This window comes from Breznakiella homolactica, from assembly GCF_016616095.2.
GTDB lineage: Bacteria > Spirochaetota > Spirochaetia > Treponematales > Breznakiellaceae > Breznakiella > Breznakiella homolactica.
The window spans coordinates 1,373,090-1,393,554 of record NZ_CP067089.2; the positions used below are offsets into that span (position 1 = coordinate 1,373,090).

General features: G+C 52.3%; 15 protein-coding genes and 1 tRNA gene. 6 read left to right on the forward strand and 10 right to left on the reverse strand.

Annotated elements, in window-relative coordinates:
• Positions 1-115 precede the first annotated feature (115 nt).
• The gene (locus JFL75_RS06340; RefSeq protein WP_215625846.1) at positions 116-964 is read right to left on the reverse strand and encodes an AraC family transcriptional regulator; all 849 of its coding nucleotides are present in this window, start codon (positions 962-964) and stop codon (positions 116-118) included.
• 132 nt (positions 965-1,096) lie between these two features.
• Here JFL75_RS06340 and JFL75_RS06345 point away from each other — a divergent pair, with 132 nt between their 5' ends.
• Genes JFL75_RS06345 through JFL75_RS06360 form a run of 4 tightly spaced genes read left to right on the forward strand, consistent with a single transcriptional unit; the run spans position 1,097 to position 6,042 of the window.
• Positions 1,097-1,861 carry an HAD family hydrolase gene (locus JFL75_RS06345; protein WP_215625847.1) on the forward strand — a complete coding sequence of 255 codons (765 nt, stop codon included), beginning with the start codon at positions 1,097-1,099 and terminating at the stop codon, positions 1,859-1,861.
• The gene (locus JFL75_RS06350; protein ID WP_215625848.1) at positions 1,848-3,665 is read left to right on the forward strand and encodes an ABC transporter permease; all 1,818 of its coding nucleotides are present in this window, start codon (positions 1,848-1,850) and stop codon (positions 3,663-3,665) included. The genes JFL75_RS06345 and JFL75_RS06350 overlap by 14 nt, the downstream gene beginning before the upstream one ends.
• A 20-nt stretch (positions 3,666-3,685) precedes the next feature.
• A complete protein-coding gene (locus JFL75_RS06355; protein WP_215625849.1) occupies positions 3,686-4,807 on the forward strand; it encodes an ABC transporter ATP-binding protein in 1,122 nt (373 codons plus the stop codon).
• A gap of 26 nt (positions 4,808-4,833) precedes the next feature.
• Positions 4,834-6,042 carry an ABC transporter substrate-binding protein gene (locus JFL75_RS06360; RefSeq protein WP_215625850.1) on the forward strand — a complete coding sequence of 403 codons (1,209 nt, stop codon included), beginning with the start codon at positions 4,834-4,836 and terminating at the stop codon, positions 6,040-6,042.
• A gap of 102 nt (positions 6,043-6,144) precedes the next feature.
• Here the strand turns inward: JFL75_RS06360 and JFL75_RS06365 are convergent, their stop codons facing one another.
• Both JFL75_RS06365 and JFL75_RS06370 read right to left on the reverse strand, forming a co-directional pair.
• Entirely contained in the window at positions 6,145-7,416 is a 1,272-nt protein-coding gene (locus JFL75_RS06365; RefSeq protein WP_215625851.1) for an anaerobic sulfatase maturase, read from the reverse strand.
• Between the two features lie 20 nt (positions 7,417-7,436).
• The gene (locus JFL75_RS06370) at positions 7,437-8,405 is read right to left on the reverse strand and encodes a dienelactone hydrolase family protein (protein WP_349629693.1); all 969 of its coding nucleotides are present in this window, start codon (positions 8,403-8,405) and stop codon (positions 7,437-7,439) included.
• A gap of 351 nt (positions 8,406-8,756) precedes the next feature.
• Between JFL75_RS06370 and JFL75_RS06375 the strand changes: the two genes are divergently transcribed.
• Positions 8,757-9,170 carry a hypothetical protein gene (locus JFL75_RS06375; protein WP_215625853.1) on the forward strand — a complete coding sequence of 138 codons (414 nt, stop codon included), beginning with the start codon at positions 8,757-8,759 and terminating at the stop codon, positions 9,168-9,170.
• A gap of 175 nt (positions 9,171-9,345) precedes the next feature.
• Here JFL75_RS06375 and JFL75_RS06380 read toward each other — a convergent pair.
• Positions 9,346-9,429 (reverse strand) — tRNA-Leu (locus JFL75_RS06380).
• Between the two features lie 124 nt (positions 9,430-9,553).
• On the opposite strand from JFL75_RS06380, the gene JFL75_RS06385 reads away from it, so the two are divergent.
• Positions 9,554-12,340, forward strand: a complete 2,787-nt coding sequence (locus tag JFL75_RS06385) for an ankyrin repeat domain-containing protein (RefSeq protein ID WP_215625854.1) — start codon at positions 9,554-9,556, stop codon at positions 12,338-12,340.
• A gap of 58 nt (positions 12,341-12,398) precedes the next feature.
• Here the strand turns inward: JFL75_RS06385 and JFL75_RS06390 are convergent, their stop codons facing one another.
• The 6 genes from JFL75_RS06390 to JFL75_RS06415 all read right to left on the reverse strand — a co-directional run bounded on the left by JFL75_RS06390 (position 12,399) and on the right by JFL75_RS06415 (position 20,455).
• On the reverse strand, positions 12,399-13,097 hold the full coding sequence (locus JFL75_RS06390) for a CDGSH iron-sulfur domain-containing protein (protein WP_215625855.1): 699 nt from the start codon (positions 13,095-13,097) through the stop codon (positions 12,399-12,401).
• Positions 13,098-13,183: 86 nt separating this feature from the next.
• The gene (locus tag JFL75_RS06395; protein WP_215625856.1) at positions 13,184-15,322 is read right to left on the reverse strand and encodes an ABC transporter ATP-binding protein; all 2,139 of its coding nucleotides are present in this window, start codon (positions 15,320-15,322) and stop codon (positions 13,184-13,186) included.
• Positions 15,322-17,091, reverse strand: coding sequence for an ABC transporter ATP-binding protein (locus JFL75_RS06400; RefSeq protein WP_215625857.1), 1,770 nt, complete (start codon positions 17,089-17,091; stop codon positions 15,322-15,324). Before JFL75_RS06400 ends, JFL75_RS06395 begins: the two co-directional genes overlap by 1 nt.
• Before the next feature lie 6 nt (positions 17,092-17,097).
• Positions 17,098-17,910, reverse strand: coding sequence for a hypothetical protein (locus JFL75_RS06405; protein ID WP_215625858.1), 813 nt, complete (start codon positions 17,908-17,910; stop codon positions 17,098-17,100).
• Positions 17,911-17,913: 3 nt separating this feature from the next.
• Entirely contained in the window at positions 17,914-19,608 is a 1,695-nt protein-coding gene (recN, locus tag JFL75_RS06410; protein WP_215625859.1) for a DNA repair protein RecN, read from the reverse strand.
• The gene (locus JFL75_RS06415; protein ID WP_215625860.1) at positions 19,601-20,455 is read right to left on the reverse strand and encodes an NAD(+)/NADH kinase; all 855 of its coding nucleotides are present in this window, start codon (positions 20,453-20,455) and stop codon (positions 19,601-19,603) included. The genes recN and JFL75_RS06415 overlap by 8 nt, the downstream gene beginning before the upstream one ends.
• Between the last annotated feature and the right edge of the window lie 10 nt (positions 20,456-20,465).

A 20,465-nucleotide genomic window follows, 5' to 3' on the forward strand; every position in this document is an offset into this window, starting at 1 on the left:
ATTTTCATTTTGAAAAAATATTGCCGGAAAGGAATCTGCGTCGCAAGCTTCGGCATTCCATGCCGTCCTTCCTCACGCTGGCCGGCGTGGCCGGTACGGCACTAGCAGGGTCTTTTTACTTCCGCTTATTGGCATACCGGCTGACATATTCGGTAGGTGTTTCTCCGGTCATCCCTTTAAACAGCGTTGAAAAATAAAGAGGATTTTCAAATCCCACCGCGTAGGCGATATTCTTAATTGATTCAGGCTGCTGCTGCATAATAGTGCAGGCTTCCCGAAGCCGGAATTCCCGTAGATACTGCAAAGGAGAAACCGAAATGTGTTTAATAAAAACCCGGTACAGCTGGCTTCTGCTTACATTGGCGTGGGACGCGATATCCTCAACGGTTATATGCCGGGAATAATTGTTCGCAATATAATCGCAGGCCTGCTGGACATGGGTCAGTCCGATGTGACTCGAGAGGATCGGTCCGTTCCGCGCGGCATCTTCAATAAGACAGGCCAGCAGCGTATACAATCGGGCGGTCATGGAAATAAGCTTATAAACTTCCTGTCCCCGGCATTTATAAATATCCATTATGCGTCTGTGTATTTTCTCCGGTGAACTGGGGCGTACGACCGGTCTCTCCGGACTGAACCCGGCGGTATCCATCAAAATACGCGCGTCCGCGCCGTCAAATCCTACCCAGCAATATTCCCAGGGATCATTCCGGTCCGCCCAGTAATTGATTTGCATATTGGGATAAATCAAAAAAGATTCCCCGGCTTTGACACAGAAACGTTTACCATTCAAGGAATAAGTTCCCCGGCCGCTGATGACAAAATGAAGGATATAGAAATCCCTAACCTCCATGCCCCGGCTGTATTCACTGGTACACTGTTTGTAACCGGTACGGTAAACCGACAGGGAAGCCATAGTACGGAAACGGTTTCTGAAAATGTACTTGTATTCCTGCTTTTCCATAACTACCCAACCTTTCAGCATCCGCAATATACATTAAAAAAATCAAAAATGCAACATTCGTGAATATAGTCGCAACATTTAATAATAGCCTGATGGTTATTTCGGATTTACTCTGGAACGAAAGGATTGAATATGCTGAAAGCACTTATTTTTGATTTGGGCGGGACTCTGATAAATGTTACACACAAGGAAGAATACAATCTGCCCTGCGGAACAAAAATACTGGATTACCTGGCCCGCCATGATATTTATGTACCATTTAACAGTACGGAATTGATAAGAACCATTGCGGAGCAAAAAGAGCGCTGCTGGAAAATCAGGACAGCTACCTGCCGTGAGATCGCTCCATTTGAATTATGGTCGGAATGGTACCTGAAAGATTTAAACTTCAACCGGGACAAACTCAGGGTCATAGCCAATAACATCGCTGAAATCTGGGAACGGAATTATTACCGTATGGAACTGCGTCCGGAAACTCCGGCCATGCTGGAAGCTATATACGATACGGGCATTGCGATGGGGGTTATTTCCAATACCGTGTGTTTTAACCAGGCTATGGAGGATCTGTATCAATTCGGTATACGCCGATTTTTTAAAACCGTCTATCTCTCCAGCGTATCGGGTTTTATTAAACCCCATCCGGAACTTTTTATTGCCGCCGCCCGGGACCTGGGTGTCCTTCCGGAAGAATGTATCTATGTAGGGGACACCATATCCCGGGATGTCCGCGGCGCCAGAAACGCGGGATACAAGGCAAGCATACGGATTGATTCATATCTTTCCGGTGAACTGGATACAGCGGCTATTAAAAATGAAGACGAGGCGGACTTCAGGATTGAAAGTCTGAATGAGATCCCCGGAATAGTAAAAGGATTGTTACATCATGCGGAAAACTAATATTTCTTTTAATCCCCGCAGATTAAAAAACGAAATTATTAACAGGGTCCGCAATCCGTATATTATTATTACCATTATTGCGGTAGTAATCCTCTCGTATCTGATTATCCTGCCCCTCTTTGAAATGGTTATGAATACGTTCAGACTTACACAGCAGGATGTGCGCAGGGTTCCCAGCGCTTCCGCGGGAGATTTTTCTTTTTACTATTGGGCAAGACTCCTTTTCTCACAGGCCAGCTCAGCGCTGCTCTGGCAGCCTCTGCTTAATTCTCTCTTTATATCCCTGACTGTTTCTATCTACTCGGTAACCCTGGGCTCAATGATAGCCTGGCTTCTTGTTCGTTCCGACTTGCCGGGAAAAAAGTTTTTTTCTTTGGCGGTTATCATACCCTATATGCTGCCGTCATGGTGCAAATCCATGGCATGGCTAACGGTTTTTAAAAACGCGAGGATAGGCGGAAGAATTGGTTTTCTCGCGTCCCTGGGAATCGATACCCCTAATTGGCTTGCTTACGGACCGCTTCCTATCATCATAGTTCTAACCATTCATTATTATGCCTATGCCTATCTGCTGGTATCCGCCGCCTTAAGTTCCCTCAACAGTGAAGTGGAAGAAATGGGGGAAATTGCCGGGGCGACTAAGGGCCAGATATTAGGCCGGATTACCCTGCCCCTGGTTTTGCCGGCAATACTCTCATCGTTCATCCTGACTTTTTCAAAAACCATGGGTACCTTCGGGGTTCCCGCCTTTTTGGGGATGAAAGTCAATTACTATACTATTTCCACCACTCTGTATTCCACAATACGTCAGCGGCAGACCGCCACGGGTTTTGCCATCGCGGTTATCCTGATTTTAATTTCCGCGTTATTTATCTATATAAACCAGAAGGCAATCGGCAGCCGGAAAAGTTATGCCCTCATCGGCGGCAAAGGCGGACGGAAGAATCCGCTTCCGCTGGGGAAAGCAAAAAAGCCTATTGTGGTTTTTCTGATTCTTTTTATCGGCATCGTGGTTATAGGTCCAATCATTATTCTGACCATTGATACGTTTATGCTGAAGCCGGGTAACTATAGTTTTTCCAATTTTTCCCTTCACTATTGGATCGGCGCTTCGGATCAGACAATTTACGAAGGCGAAAGCGGTATCCTGGTTAATCCGCGGTTTCTGCGGACGCTGTTTAATACCTTGGCACTGGTCGGGGTTACCTCGTTAATCGCGTCTTTCTGCGGACAAATAGTCGGGTACATTATTTCCCGGGGCCGGGGAAAAATAAGCGGGAAATTTCTGGAACAGCTCGTCTTTATTCCGTACCTTATTCCGTCCATTGCATTCGGCGCGCTGTACCTTTCCATGTTTGCCATGCCGCGTTTGTTTATACCGTCCCTTTACGGAACGTTTGCTTTACTGGTTTTGGTCTGTGTGGTTAAAAATCTGCCCTTTTCCTGCCGGGCAGGCATTTCGACCATGATGCAGGTCAGTGTTGAGCTGGAGGAAGCGGCGGCTATTCCCGGCGCATCTTTCCTGAGACGCTTTACCCGGATTGTGTTTCCCCTTTCCCGATCCGGTTTTATTTCCGGCTTCATCCTTATTTTTATCAGCGTCATGAAAGAGCTCGATTTAATCATCATTCTTATCACGCCACAATTGGCCACGCTGCCCTACATGGCATTCCAGTATTCCAATGAAAATATGTTTCCTTATTCCAACGCCATTGCCGTTCTTATGTTCCTGATAGTCCTGGTTACGTACCTTATCACATACCTGTCAGGTAAAGCTGACATTACCCGCAGTATGGGAGCTTAAAAGATGTTGAGGTGTAAAGCATGAGCAAGATTGAACTTGAAAACATAAATAAATATTTTGGCCCCAACCATGTATTAAAAGACGTGAATCTGACGATAGAAGACGGAGATTTTATGACCCTCCTCGGCCCGTCGGGGTGCGGAAAAACGACAACCCTGCGGATAGTGGCCGGTCTCGAGCATCCGGATACCGGGACAATCCGTTTGGACGGCAAAGGAATTGTAAACGCTTCGGACGCGTATTTTCAGCCCCCATCGAAACGGGATTTGAATCTTGTTTTCCAGTCCTACGCCTTATGGCCCCACCTTACGGTATTTAAAAACGTCGCCTTCGGATTGAGTATAAAGAAAGTTCCCCGTGAAGAAATACGGGACCGGGTTGAACAAGTTCTGGAACGGATGCAGATACTCCAGTTCAGGGACAGGTATCCGGCGGAGCTTTCCGGCGGACAGCAGCAGCGGGTGGCCATCGCCCGGGCAATCGTCACCGCCCCAAAGACTTTGCTGCTCGACGAACCCCTGTCAAATCTTGACGCAAAGCTGCGCCTGGACATGCGTTCGGAAATAAAAAGGCTGCACCAGGAATTGGGAACCACAATCATTTATGTAACCCACGATCAGATAGAAGCCTTGACCATGAGCACCAAGGTGGCGGTGTTCTTTGAAGGATCCCTTGTGCAGGTGGACAGCCCACTGGAGATATACCGCAACCCTGCCACCCTTGAGGTAGCGGACTTTATCGGAAACCCGCGGATCAACTTTGTCGACGCGCAGGCCCGGTTTACAATGGAAAAAATTGAAGTCACATCCTGTCTCGGTTCATGGACATACAAGGCCGAGGATTTTACGGAAACCGGATTTCCGCAAAACGAGGATTTTAAATGCATTCTGGGGATACGGCCGGAACAGCTGCTGCTGCGGGATTCACCGGGAGAACAATCGACCGAAGTTACAATCTATACCGCGCAGCCCGCAGGGTCGGAAACCCTCGTACAGGTTCAGGTCGGAGACAACCTGATTCTGATTAAGGAATTGGGAAACCGCGCCTATGAAGCGGATGAAAAAGTGTATATGGAAGTTGATCCGGATTCGGTAAACATTTTTAATGAAAAAACCGGGAGACTGCTGAAATACGCGGAATAACCGGAGTTTTTTGGAGGTAGAATGCTATGAAACAGAGAGCGAAAGCGGTATTTCTCATCGGGTTATTGGTGATCTGCACCGCCGCGGTTTTCGGCGGCGGACAAAAGGCTCCGGGAAATAATGCGCAGACGGAACCGGACAAAATTATTGTCTCCGATTGGGCCATAAAAAACAAAATGGAGGTATATACCGAAACACCCGGAGAGCTTTATGAACTTGCGAAGAATGAAGGGAAAGTTGTGGTCTACTCCCTTTCGAGCCGGGCGCCCAGAATAAAAGCTGATTTCGAAAAACAGTACCCGGATATTGTGGTTGAGGCGTATAACATTCAAGCGGCGGAACTGATCGAAAAAATAACCCGGGAATATGAAGCGGGAATCCGCAACGCCGATATAATTCACATCCAGGACCTGGATGGTTCGGTCTACAAAGAAATGGTTCTCCCGGGCAAGTTTATCAATTACTATCCCGCGGACATCTGCGCCCACATTGATGAGTCCATGCTCACCTACTCCATGCCCATGCTCATTGAACTGAACTATTGGTACTATAATAAAGAAGTGTACCCTGAGCAGCCGATCTCGAGCTGGTGGGATCTGACCAAACCGGAATGGAAAGGCAAACTGGTAATGCAGAATCCTCTGGATAGTTTTGAATACCTTGTCAATTTTGCGACCCTCATCCTGTATTCCGATCAAATTGCCGCGGAATACGAGAAAGTATTCGGAAAGCCTATTCAGCTTTCCCCAGACTGCCCAACCGCGGGGCATGAGCTTATTAAAAGACTGGCGGATAACGATATTATTTTTGCTTCATCTTCTGACAGCGTCACTGAGGCCGTTGGTGTTCCGGGGCAAAAATCAGCGCCGTTAGGTTATTCCGCTTCATCAAAACTGAGGCAAAATGAGACTAACGGCTACGTTCTCGCGGCGGCTGATATGAGTCCCGCTACCAGCCTGAGCCGCCAGACTAATGTATATATTGTAAATGAAGCGCCCCATCCCAATGCGGCGAAACTTATGGTCCGCTGGCTTCTGGGTGAAGCCGACGGCAAAGGACCCGGCTTTAATCCGTGGAACACGGAAGGAGGATGGCCTGTCCGGGACGATGTCCCCAGCGCCAATTCAACCTCCCTGGCAGAAAATAAATTCTGGGCTCCTGACCCTGAATTCTACTATTATAATATACCTGATATCCGGGATTTCTGGATTTCTCTTCAGGCAAGAAGAAGATAGTCATAGGAGTCTGTCTGGAAAATCAGGTTTTATTCGGTAACTTTTCGGACAGACCTTTGCATTCAGCGGCAGCTGGGTTACTACAGCTCTCTTGAAATAGCGTTAAACCGGCCGTTTTGCCCAGCAGCAGTGTTTCGCTTTGCGGCCGCTCCCGCAGGGACAGAGGTCATTCCGGCCGACACCCTTCCACAGAACCGCGAGCCGGCTGCGCAGATTAGCCATGATGGCTTCCGGAGTATGGCCTTGTTTGGCAAGCACATTCACCATGTTTACCGCCGGCTCTATATAAGAGAAGAAACGACGGAGCCCTTCGCACAGATAATTAAGACCCGGCTCGCCGTCATCCGACAGGACGAAACGGTCCTTGGGGCAGCCCCCATTGCACAAGGCAAGGGACGGACAGGACCGGCATTGCGCGGGAAGGCTTGAGCGTTTGGCCTCGCCGAAACGGCGCTGGACAGAAGAATCGGCCAGATCACCTAACTGCGCGGTTCCAATTTCACCAATCCGGTATTCCGGCATCACAAAGTGGTCGCAGGAATAAACGCCGCCATCCCGTTCAACGATCAGCGCTCTTCCGCACACGGGTGCCATCCAGCACAATCCGGCGCTGCCGCCGGCCAGGACCCGCATGCTTTCGGCGAAGACCTGGACATCCAGCCGCCCCAGATCGTGAAGAATCCACTCATCAAAAACGGCGCACAGAAATTCTCCATACATCCGTCCGGTTACGCTGTCGGCGGTAACTTCGCCGTGAGGCATGGACTCATGGGATTCCCTGCGCACAATCGGAATGAACTGTATCCAGCCGGTATTGAATCCCCGCAATGCCCTGTAAATATCCAGAGGCCGCTTTGCCGCGTCGGAGGTCACCGTACACAGCAGGTCCGGCTGTATTCCATGGGACTGCAGCCGGCGGACAGCCGCCGCCGCCCGTTCATAACTGCCGCCGCTCTTATGGTCCATCCGGTATGTGTCATGGAGCCATTGCGCGCCGTCAATACTCAGTCCGACATCGAAACGCTCTTTCGCCAGAAAAGCGCACCATTCATCATCAATGAGGATCCCATTCGTCTGCAGATTATTCCAGCAGTTCCATCCTTCGGGAAGATATCGCTTCTGCAGCTCTACCACCCGCCGGTAGAAATCCAAACCGGCCAGAGTTGGTTCGCCGCCGTGCCAGACAAAACTCACATGAGGCCCGGGGCTCGACTCTATATATTGCCGGATAAACTGTTCCAGAAGCTGATCGGTCATACGGGACTGACCCGGGCTTTGCCCGGAGCCTGGTTTGGAGTAGTAGCAGTACGAACATTCCATATTGCAGAGAGAGCCTACCGGCTTTACCATCACAACGAAAGGCTCTGTTGTCATGTGAGATTCCCCGGAATCAATTAAGGTATCAGATGTTTTTTATAGAACTCCATGACTTTTGCCCAGGAATCCATAGCCTGGACCGGACGGTACGCGTCCCGGTCATAGGACCAGAAAGCGTGTCCGGCGCCGTCGTAACGGTAAAAATCATAGTCTTTTCCGTATTTTTTAAGTTCTTCTTCATGCTGGTTCACCTGTGCCGGCGAAGGACTCCTGTCGTCATTACCGAATATTCCCAGGAGGGGGCAGCTCAGCTGGCTGGTAAGGTCGATGGGCGCCACCGGGCGGGCCGGGGACAGATCGTCCTTCGACATAATCACCCCCCCGCCCCAGCAGTCAACCGCCGCGTTAAGGCCTTTTACGGTGCACCCCGCGAGGAACGCATGGCGTCCGCCGGAACACATACCGATTACTCCAACCCTGCTGTTTGAGTACGGGAGCGAAACGAGATAATCCAAAGCTCCCTGGCAATCGCCCATTACACTGTCATCGGTAACGCCGCCAGCTTCCCGCGCCTTGGCGGAAATCTCCCCGGGCAGTCCATGGCCGAACCTTTCATAGATATTCGGGCAGATTGTGACACATCCATGCTGGGAAAACCGGCGGGTAATCTCCAGGTTAACTTCGTCCCATCCCGGCATATGGGGGATCAGGATAACACCGGGAAAAGGTCCTTTTCCAAGGGGCCGCGAAACGTAGGCGTGAATGGAGTCACCCTTATACCCCGGCATAGTGACGGTTTCAGCCAGAATTCCCCCATATTCATCGGTTCGTATCTGATTCCACATAGAAAAAATATTTTTCTGGGGATAATCCTGCTGAGCGGATATGCTACTTTCAGAACCCGCAGGGGTACCGGATCCGGAGGTAGAGCAGCCGGAAAGTCCCATCAGACTGGCACCCACCGCCGCACCGCCAACTACCGCGCCGGTATTTTTCAAAAAATTTCTCCGTGAGATTTCCTTTTGCTCCATAAGATAGGCCCCCATATTAAATAAAAATTGTATTAGATAATATTATGATAAACTTTAGACATTGAATTAGTCAATTTATTTTTTTCAAGTGAAGAAAAAACTGCGTTGAAGTATTCTTAAAGAAAGTACCGGCCTCGTCCAGCGCGGATAAATACGGTGATACTACGCCGTAAAACTTTTCAAAAAGATGTCACAAGGGGCAGATATTTTACCGGTGATAACCATAAAAACTCATTTGCTTTTCCTTGTTTTGCGGTATATTATGCAGAATGGGCCTCCGCAGAGCAGAGTTCTGCGATATCTTTACGGGACAACTATTCGAAATATGATTGGTATTCTTTTTTTTAAAATATATGCGGAGGTGTCATGAAAAAATATATATTTTTGTTCTTAATTGTACTGCTGGTAGTTACCGGATGCTTGAGTTTCCTGGGTATTGAGAGCTCACCACCTGTTGACCGAAGATTACCTTCTGAAGCTGTTGTAGCAACATATCTGCAAAATGTTTTGGGAAAAAGCATGGCGTCTTTAGGGCCTAATGATTGGTTTATCTTTAATTACAGCAATACAAATTTTCCGGCGGGAACATTCTATGGATTTGGTTCTCCCCATACTTACTTTGGGACTGCTCTGACGCATGGTAAAGGACAAATGTATTGGCGTCCGGGACTTGAGAGCTATGCCAAGCTTACTATTTATAATACGAAGGGAACTGCTGTTTCTGATGAGTTTGAAGCCCTGAACCCATGGCCGTATATTCAAGTAATTGTAAAAAAGTAGTTATCCTGCCTGGACAATCTGAGAATACATTTTTCTATAGCTGATCATTGGAAACAAATAACTTTCGCTGCATACACATTGGTAGTGTCCAGTATCTTTCGCAAATTAGTTTGCCGGACTTGGTTTTTTGACTTAGACAAAAAAATAAGTCCTTACCGTGTAAGGACTTACATCATGCGGCGAACTGGACTTGAACCAGCATGCCCGTTAAGGCACTAGCACCTCAAGCTAGCGTGTCTACCACTTCCACCATCGCCGCAACTGTGGATTCATAATATCGATATTATTTTCAATTGTCAATATATTACGGATTATTGGAAAGAAATAGGACCTTCTGAACCGGATCTGCTACAAAATAGGAAGAAAAATGTCGATAAAATACCATGAAACCGAAGAATTTTTCCATCTTAGCGTTTATTGCAGGTATTCTAATACCCTTTATCCTGCTCACAGGCTGTAAATCCAGCCCCGCAGCGGCTCCGGCCCAGGAAGACCTCTGGACATTGCTGTCCAACGGGGAAACGGATAAAGCCCGGACCCTATTCCTCGGTAAAACCGATGTAAATTCCACCGATGAACTGGGGCGAACACCGCTGCATATGGCGGCGGAACTGTGGGACAGCGGTATGGGTTCGTTTTTTATTTCCCTGGGAGCGGATGTAAATGCCGTGGATAATACCGGGAGAAGCGCCCTCACCATTGCCGCCGCGAACCGCGATGCCGCCATGGGCGGAATACTGACCAACGCCGGCGCGGATATACATTACCGCGGCCCGGAAGGTTTTTCCGCGGCGCAAATAGGAATTCAGGAAGGCGGGACTTTCCTGGAGGCTCTGGCAACGCCATCGTCGGTTGCGAAGACAAACGCCGGCGGCCAGACCCTGCTCCATCTCGCTTCTGAGTACGGGAGCGGAGAAGCAGCCAGAATTATCCTGGACCGTGGCGCTTCGGTTAACAAACGTGACCGCCAGGGGAGAACCGCGCTGGATATAGCTCTGGCCCGGGGAGATTCCCTTTCCCACGCGGAAACCGCCGAAGTGCTTATCCTCAGAGGGGGCTATTCGGAAGAGGCGATTTTCTCGTATCTTGCCCCGGCGGTCCGGAGTTCAAACTATTCCATGCGGACCGCGGATGGCCTTGCGCCCATACATTTTGCGGCCCGGGAAGGCAGCATCGGAATTGTCCGGTTTCTCATAAATAAAAAAGCCGATATCAACGCGAAGAACGCCGCGGGAATGACGGCCCTCCATGAATCGGCCCGTTCCGGTGATCTGGAAACCATGTCACTCCTGCTTTCCAGCGGAATCGCGGTGAACAGCAGGGATGCCAAGGGAAATACCGCCATGCATATTGTTATGCCCCCGGAAACCCGGAAAAATGGCCTGGATCTTCTCTTTGCCTATAATGCCGATCCCAATATAAAGGATGATCACGGGGATACACCCCTGCATATTGCCATAGCCCTTAATATGGATACAGCCACAACGGACCGGCTCCTCAGCGGAGGAGCGAATGTTACAATCCGCAATATTGAAGGAAAAACACCGCTCCATACGGCGCTGGAAGAAGGACGGTACCATACCATTCCGCTGCTTCTCAGCCGGGGAGCCGATATTTTTGCCGCGGATAACCATGGGGTTACACCTTTTGATTTGGCTTTGCTCCAGGGAGACGAGAGTCTTTCGGCCATGGTGACTCCCGGGACAGTAACTCTCAGCGACAGCGCCGGAAATACACAGCTTCATATTGCCGTTAAAAACGGCGCCGAGCTCCGGCTGATAAGCCAAATACTCGATTACAAAGCCGCAGTGAATGCCCGGAACCAGGCAGGTGATACGGCCCTGCACACAGCAATAGTTTTAAATGAAGCGGAGATTGGGGAACTGCTTATTTCCCGTGGGGCGGATATTTTTGCGGTTAATACCGAAGGCCACAGCCCGCTGTACCTCGGCCTGACCGGCGGCGACCCGGTCCGGAGCTGGATGCTTAACCCCACGGTAATTGCCGCCCGGGACGGCCTTGGAAACGGGCCGCTGCATTACGCGGCGCAGTGGAAGATGGATAAAGTCATTCCCGAACTGGCGGCCCGGGGAGCGGATATAGAAAGCCCCAACGCCACCGGGGAAACGCCCCTCTTTATAGCGGTAAAACAGGACTCCCCCTCCACTATTATGTCGGTGCTGGCTTCGGGCGCCCAGATAAACGGACGGGATACTCTGGGCAATACAGCCCTGCATGCCGCGGTACGCTGGAACGCCCAGTCCGGAACGGAAACCCTGATATATGCCGGCGCGGATATAAACGCCCATGCGCTGAACGGCAAAACGCCGCTCCATGATTCGGTCCGGCTGGGAATGGTTTCTATAGAAGAAACCCTGGCCATGCACGGCGCGAAGCTGGAAGAACGGGACAATGAAGGGAATACCCCGTTTATGGAGGCTGTACTGGCTGGACTTCCGGCGGCCGCTGAACGGCTCGCCGAACGGGGCGCCGATCCGACCGCCCGTAATTCCCGGGGGGACACGCCCCTCCATATTGCCGTTGGCATCAATCGGAATGATGTCGCCACATTGCTGCTTACGTGGGGCGCCCCGATTCACGCCAGAAATTCCTCGGGGAAAACACCCTTTCAGATTGCTTTGGCCACATCGCCGGCGATGGTATCCACACTGCTTACCAAAGACAGGATCCTGGCTTCCGACGACAACGGATACTCCCCGCTCCATATCGCGGTCCTCGATGAAGCTCCGGGAGATATGATCCGGGCAATTATTCAGCAGGGAGGAAGAGTTTCCGCCATCGACAGCTCAGGTCAGACGCCCCTTCGGGCGGCTATCAATACGGAAAACTGGGAAGCTGCCCGGATTCTCGCCGACGCGGGATCGGACATATTTTCCGCCGCCGCCGACGGGGAAAGCCCCGCCACCGCGTCCTTAAAGAAGGGAAGTGACGCCGTAAAGGCCCTTTTCAGCGGCCGGGCAATCACGGCCCGGGACAGCGCGGGAAACACCATCCTCCATTACGCCGCGCAGAACGGCTGCCCCGAAATGGTCGCCCTTCTGATCGAAATGGGGGCCAGCAAAAATATTAAAAATGTAGCTGACGAAAGTCCGATTGATATTGCCCGCCGCTGGAATCGGGAAGAGGTGACCGCGCTTCTGAGCGGCTAATAAACTAAAAACAAGAAATGGAAAACACGGCCGCGGATCTGCGGCCGTGTTTTTTTTGCTACTTATCCAGCCCCTGCATATGGGAGCATTGGAGATGGTGGGCGTCACAGTAGGGCATATTTGACGATTCCCCGCACCTGCACAGGGTTACCCGGTTGCGGACCTCATACGATTGGCCGCTGGCACTTTCGATTTCGATGCCGCCTTTTACCCAGATCGGGCCTTTGCAGTTCCGGGCGGTATCTTCAACGATACCGATTTCCTTTTCAAGTTTGGGTTCGAGCCGCGTTCCATCCTTCTTTACCGAAGTTAACCGGCCCGCAGGACAGCATGAAGCTTCGTATACCGCGGCTTCGGCGTTTTCCTCAACCCCGGAAGCCATGGTAAGCCGCCAGACATTGCCGCCGCGGTCACAGAAACGCGCCACGGCGCAGAGGGTTTCATCGTCCATAAGGTCAAGGGCTTCCCCTTCGAGAACACTGGCCCGGTCCTCGTATGTGCTGAATCCGGCGGTCTCATCGCCGGTAAACCCGATATTTTTGTGTTCCCCCGAACAGAAAGGTTTGTTCTTCGAATGGCCGCACCGGCAGAGGTGGAAGGATTCCTCTTTAATTTCATATTTTTTTCCTTCCCCCCATTTCTCCGAATGGCCGTGTTTATCCGCAACGATAATGGCCTGTTTCAGCGGTACGGTGCCGGTTACTTCATAGGGACCGCCGGGAAGAATTTTTATCCTGATTTCCTGATTACTGTTCATGGTTGCCGCCTTTTTACATAAAATAGGAATTTTTACATTCCGCTATTCTATATTAAATAATAAGAAAAATTCCGGCGGATTTCAAATCAGGCTTCTTCGTCCGGCGCTTTCTCATACTGCAGGCGGTAGAGGCTGGCGTACAGGCCGTTCTGGTCTATAAGCTCCTGGTGTTTTCCCTGTTCAATGAGATTGCCGCCGGAAAGAACCAGAATACGGTCCGAATGGCGGATGGTAGAAAGCCGGTGCGCTATAACTATGGAGGTCCGGCCCGCGAGGACCCGCTGCATCCCCAGCTGAATGAGATGTTCCGTTTCCGTATCGATATTGCTGGTAGCCTCATCAAGAATGACAATCGCGGGATTATGGGCGATTACCCGGGCGAAACTGATAAGCTGCCGCTGCCCTGATGATATATTCGTAGCGCCTTCGGATAAAATAGTTTCGTAGCCTTCGGGAAGGCTGGCAATAAATTCATGGGCATGTACGGCCCGGGCAGCCTTCTCTACTTCCGCGTCACTTAAGGACAGCCCCAGGCGTATGTTGTCAGCCACGGTTCCGGAAAAGAGAAACACCTCCTGGAGTACCGGAAGGACCGAACGGCGCAGTTCTTCCAGGGGAATATCCTTTATAGGTACGCCATCCAGGAGGATGCTGCCGGAATCGATATCCCAGAGTCTTGTAAGAACATTGGTAATGGTCGTTTTTCCCGCCCCGGTATAGCCGACAATAGCGACCATTTCCCCGGGGTTAACCGTAAAGCTCAGGCCCTTAAGGACTTCCTCGCCTTCTTTATAGGAAAAATGAACCGAATCAAACCCGATATGGCCCCGGACCATGCCCTCTATGTGATGGGTTCCCGCATCGGGGATGCGTTCATCCGTATCCATCAGGGCAAAAACCCGTTCGCCTCCGGCCATGGCGGACTGGAGGATAGTGTATTTTTCGGCAATATCCTGGATCGGTGAATAGAACATCTGCACCAGGTTTATAAACGCTATGAGGACTCCCAGGGAAAGGGACAGGTTGAGCACAAAACTGCTTCCCACGGCAATAACCACCGCCACGGTCAGGTTCGAGAGAAAGTCAATGATAGGTCTGAAGGTGGCGAAAACGTGCATTTCCCCGAGGTTCGCGTCCAGGAGCTCCCCGTTCCGCTCGCCGAATTCATCCCGGCTTCGCTGCTCGCCGGAAAAAAGCTGCACCACCTGCACCCCGGACAGGTGCTCCGATAAATAGGAATTGACCCGGGAAGAAGCCAGACGCTGCCGGCGGAAGGCGTCCCGCGCCTTTATCCGGCTGATGGCGGTGGCTACCATGACCGGCGGGATGGTCACCAAGGTTACCAGGGCAAGTTTCGGTGAAAGGAGAAACAGGGTGATCAAAACCCCTATCATGATGGAAAAATCCTTGAGAAACGCTACCAGAACGGAGGTGAAAAACTCATTTATGGTTTCCACGTCACCGGTTAACCGCGTCACGATGCGGCCCACGGGATGGCGGGAAAGAAAAGCCGTGGACTGGCCCGCGGTTTTTTTAAACAGCTCCAGGCGCATGTCCTTCATGATCCGCTGACCGATAAGGGTGGTGGTCCAGGTCTGCACAAAGGTAAATACGAAAACCAGCACCAGGGCGGCCAGAATTACCGTGACCGCCGAAACAATCAGGGAGAGGTCCCCGCCCCTGACCAGGCGTATTTCATCAACCGGAAGGGAATACAGGTCATCCCGGCGGACCGCGGCTTCCCCGGCTTCATACAGGAAAATATCCCGCCGGGTTTCGATAAGGCCGGCCAGAGGGCTCCCTTCGGTATAGGAAAACGCGTACCACTGGACTTCCTCTATGATACCGGCAGTCCGGAGTTCTTCCTCCACGGCGCCGGAAATAGAAAGATCCTGGCTTTGGGGGATGAAGAGGCGGTTTTCAACGGAACGGGAATTTTCCATTGCCGACAGGCGTTCCGCGGCCTTGAGGCCTTCTGCGGAAAGAAGGGATTTTTCCTGTTCCAGTATATCGGAGCGGACTACCACGAAACGGGCGACAATGGCGCCGTCAATGAGCCGCTGTATGAGAACCGGTACAAACAGCTCCCCCACGGTAGAAACCGCCAGAGCGACAAAGGTAATAACCGCCAGGATCCGGTATGGTTTGAGATATGAGAGTATCCGCCGGACGATGCGGCCATCGTATCCTTTTACGACTTCTTCGCTTTCAAAATAGTCGGCCATCAGCGGTCGCCCTCCCCGGCCTGTTCAAGCTGCTGAAGTTCAGCCATCTGGGAATAGAAACCGCCCCGGGAGATAAGTTCCTGGGGTGTCCCGTACTCCGAAACCCGGCCCTGATCCAAAACAATCACTTGGTCCGCGTTGTGGAGCGTTGAGACCCGGTGGGATACGATCAGGGTGGTTTTGCCCCGGCGGTTTGCCAGGAGCATGTTGAGGATACGCCGTTCGGTCTCGGCATCCACCGCGGACAGGGAATCATCCAGAACCAGGAATTCAGGATCCCTCACAAGCGCCCGGGAAATCGCTACCCGCTGCTTCTGTCCACCCGAAAGGGTCAGCCCCCGTTCACCGATCAGGGTATCCCAGCCAACACTGAAAGACTCAAGATCCCGGTCTATCGAGGAAAGTTCCGCGGCCTTGTGAATCTGTTCTTCACCCGCACGGGCCGCGCCGTAGGAAATATTGTTTTTTATGCTGTCCGAAAAGAGATAGCTGTCCTGGGGGGTCATCCCGAAACGGCCCCGGAGCTCCTTGAGATCCCAGAGCCGGACATCGACGCCTTCGGCAAACACGGTTCCCTCCGGAGGGTCCACCAGGCGCACCAGAGCCTTCAGCATGGTGGATTTGCCGGAACCGGTTTTCCCCAGGATTCCGACCATGGCCCCCCGGGGAATGGCCAGGCTGATGTCCCGGAGGACCGGGCCGCCGCCGGGATAGGCAAATGTGAGATCCCGCAGTTCAATAGCCGGTGAGACAGTTCCCGCCGCCGGGGCTTTGACCGGATCATCCGGGGAGGTGATGCTGGGTTTTGTGTTGAGGATTTCGTTGACCCGCATCAGGCTGGTGGCTCCCCGCTGGATCATGTTAACCATAAAACCGGCCCCCAGCATGGGCCAGATAAGCATCTGGAGATAACTGAAGAGTGCCACGAGTTCACCGGGGCTCATGAGGCCCTCCACCACCCGCTGGCCGCCGACAAGAAGCAGGATCAGGGTCGTCAGGCCGGACAGGAACGATATCAGGGGGAAAAAGACACCGAATATTTTGACCAGGGCCATGTTGGCGTCCTTATAGTCATCATTGGTATCGGCGAATTTCTTTATAAACCACCATTCCTTGACAAAGGATTTTATGACCCGAATGCCCGCAAATGTTTCCTGCACGGTATCACTCATGGATGAATACGTCTCCTGGGCCCGGCGGAACCGTTTTCCCACGGCGCTGCCGAAAAAGAGGATCAGGATGGTAATAAGCGGCAAGGGAATAATGGCCAGGGCCGCTGTCCGGGCGTCCTGCATGAACATGATCACCAGGATGGCCGACGCCATGACCGTACCGTCAATTAAGGCAACCAGCCCCATTCCGATGGACATACGCACCGCGTTGATGTCGTTGGTTCCCCGGGCCATGAGATCCCCGATCTTGTTCTTCTGGTAAAAATCATAGGACAGAGTCAGCAGATGGCTGAAGAGTTTATCCCGGAGCTCCGTTTCAATACGCCGGGACGAGCCGTGGATAAAAAAACGCCACAGAAACCGGCCCAGGGAAATCACCAGGGCGATACCGAGCAATACGCCGCAGATAACCAGCACCGAATGCCAGTTGAACCGGCCGGATGAGATAAGGTCCACGGCCTGGCGTATGCACTGGGGAATAAAAATCTGGGCCACATCTACAATAATAAGGCACAGGAATCCCAGAACGTACCGCCAACGGTACCGGGAAAGATACGGGATCAGGCTCCTAAATTCTTTGAGGGAAGCTTTCTGCATAGGGTGTTACGCTTTTTTTTCCTGCTCTATTTTCTTCTTTATATCAGCTTCAAGCTTGGCTGACCAGATGTCGTATTTCTTTTTTACCGTTTCCGCATCATCCCGGTCGCCCAGGATAACATGGATACGCCGGAGGGCGCCCAGAAAACTGATTCCCAGTTTAAAATCGTCAATCCGGTTGGTGGATAATTCATATTTTTCCCGGTACCGGTCGGCGGCCTGCATGAGGAGTTTTTTTATCATCCTGAGATGGTACACCGTGGATTCGTAATTCGGGGACCGGGGATCCATATTGACGACGGCGTTTTTGAGGTCAAAAATATTTTTTGAAACCGCGGCGAAACGGCCTTCCAGGTCGACAAAGGACCATTTCCATTTTGTATTGTCCCCGTAGGCGTTTTCCATGAGCTGTATGGCCAGGCCGGTTTTCCGCATAAGGAGGTACCGCCGGGCGGAGTCCACGGATTCGAGTTCCTCAAGTTTATCCTCGTAATCCGCAAAGGGAACATCCACGTAACTTGTGACAATTTCCTCAAGGTAGATAATCGCTTTATAGAGTGCCTTCCGCCCGTCGTTGAGGGCATCCTCATTCTTCACTTTGAGCATGGACTGGGAAACGGTGCTGAGAATAATATAGTGGGAAGCCAGATTAAGCATGTCCTCCGCCAGGGTTAGTTTCTTAAAAACCGCGCCGTTGGGGTCCTTCTGGATAACCCCAAGGATATTCTTTTCCCTGGCGATAATCGAGTCGATGGTTTCCCGGTAGGGTTTTGTTTTTTCCAAATACTGGTGACGTTCCTCATTGGAAATTTTCGCCATAATTTAACCCCGCTTACCGTATTTTGCCAGCAATTCATCCGCATGTGCAAGAGCCGCGCTGCCCGCCGAATCGCCCGCCAGCATCCGGGCAATCTCCTGACGCCGGCCCGCGGGAGATAAAACAGAAACCCCCGTTGAGGTCCGCCCGCCGCTGCTGGTTTTTTCTACTATAAAATGATTATCGGCACGAACGGCTATGCTTGCAAGGTGGGTAACACAGAAGATCTGTTTTATCCTGCCTATTTCCGAGAGGTATTTTCCCACAGCCAGGGCTACCTCACCGCCGATGCCCGTATCGATTTCGTCAAATACCAGGGTGCCGATGGTATCGGATCCCGCCAGGACGGTCTTGATCGCCAGCATCACCCGGGACAATTCACCGCCGGAGGCTATCCTGGACAGTTCCTTAAGGGGTTCTCCGGGGTTCGCGGATATGAGGAATTCCACCTCATCGGCGCCCCAGGGACCGCAGATAAGACCGTTCGGGCCCTGCCCTTTTGAACTGACGCTGACGGAAAACCGCGCGTTGGGCATGCCCAAATTTCCCAGGATGGTGCTTATTTCGCTTCCCAGTTTAACCGCCGCCGCGGTCCGTTTTGAGCTTATCGCCGAAGCCCGGAGAACCATATCCCGTTCCAGGGCGCTTATTTCTGTCTTTAGTTTTTCCCGGTCTTCTTCGGAACGGGAAAGGGAATCGATCTCTGACTCCGCGGAAATACGGTACGCCAGGACCGCGTCCTCATCTTCACCGTATTTTTTCTTAAGCCGGTACAGCGCCGTCAGGCGTTCCTCCACTTCCTCAAGCCGCTGGGGATCGTAGCTGAGATCGTCCCGGTAAGCCCGGAGCTGCTCCGCCGTGTCTTCCGCCTCATAATAGAGATCGTCAATTCTGCGGGAAAGGTTTTGGAGGGAACCGTCAATGGAAGCCGCGGACTCCATGGAATTCCTGAGCCGCCGGAGCAGTCCCAGGATCGAGGTTTCATCATCGAAAAAAGCCGATGCCCCGCTGGTGATATGGGACGCAAGCTTCTCGAAATCCCCGAGCCGGGACGCTTCTGTCTCCAGGTCCCGGCTTTCACCGCTTTTCGGGGCGGCCTGGGCGATCTCGTCCACGGCGTACCGGAGCAGCTCAAGCCGGGCGTCCCGGTCCCGTTCCGAGGCAAGGGAAGATTCCATGAGTTTACGTTTTTCGGTCAGATCCAGGAATATGCGGTTGAATTCCGCGGTTTCATCCTCCAGCCCGGCGAACCGGTCCAGGTATTTTCGGTGGCTTTCCTTGCGCAGCAGCGACTGGTGGCTGTGCTGACCGTGGAGATCAAAGAGGAACGCCGTAAATTCCGACAGATCGTTCCGGGTTACCGGTATATTCTGGATAAAAATGGAGCCCCTGCCGTTGGTTTTTAGGGTTCTCCGGATAATGATCCGGCTGTCCTCCGGCACAATATCCCGGTCTTCGAGCCAGCGGAGCACATCCCCGCTCCCGCTGTCCAGGGAAACCACCGCGGAAACACTGGCTTCTTCGGCCCCGGTCCGGATGACGTCCGCGTCGGCTTTTGCCCCGAAGAGGAAGCTCAGCGCCCCGACTATGATCGATTTCCCCGCGCCGGTTTCGCCGGTCAGGATGTTCAGGCCGTTCTCAAAGGAAACCGAAAGATTGTCGATCAGGGCGTAATTCCGGATTGTAAGTTCCTCAAGCATCGGGACCTCCGGACCAGTTCAGTTTTGAATGGAGAACCCGGTAGAAGACTTCCCGGTCCGACGCGATAAGCTGGGCTTTAAACGGAGCCCGGCTTATGCGGACCGTGTCTCCCGGCTCCAGGGGTTCCACAATCTGGCCGTCCATGGTTAATAGGACTTCGCTGCGCTGTTCCGCTTCAACCTCGACGATGATTGCCTCGTCGGCGGGGACCACCATGGGCCGGTTTGACAGGGAAAAAGGACAGATCGGGCTGATGATGACCGCTTCCATCTCCGGATCCACAATGGGGCCGCCGGCGGCAACGGAGTACGCCGTTGACCCCGTGGGCGTGGCCGCGATAAGGCCGTCGGAGCGGTAATTGCCCAGGCGGATCTTTTCGCCCTTAACATGGAGCCGTATAATTTTGGCGATCCCCGAAGAAGACACCACCACGTCATTGAGACACGACGCGGTGGCCACGGACTTTCCGTCACGCTCCACCCACGCCTCCAGCATAAGCCGCTGGGAAAGCGGTACCGATCCCCTGAGGAGATGCTCAAAAACACTGTTCCATTCTTCGGGGTGCACCGCCGCGATGAATCCCAGGGTTCCCAGGTTTATGGGAAGAATCGGCACCCCCAGCGGAGCCATGGCCCGGGCGGCGTACAGCACCGTACCGTCTCCGCCGAGGCTGAAAGCCAGATCGAAGGGGCCGGGAGGAATGGCGCCGGGTTTTCCGTCAAAGGTAAAGGGGACCGCTTCAATTTCCATTTTTTCCAGAACAGCGCAGATTTCCCGGCACAGCCGCAGGGCGTGTTCCTTATGGAGATTGACAATCAGTAAAATTCTTCGGAGCTTCCCCTGCATAACGGCGCCT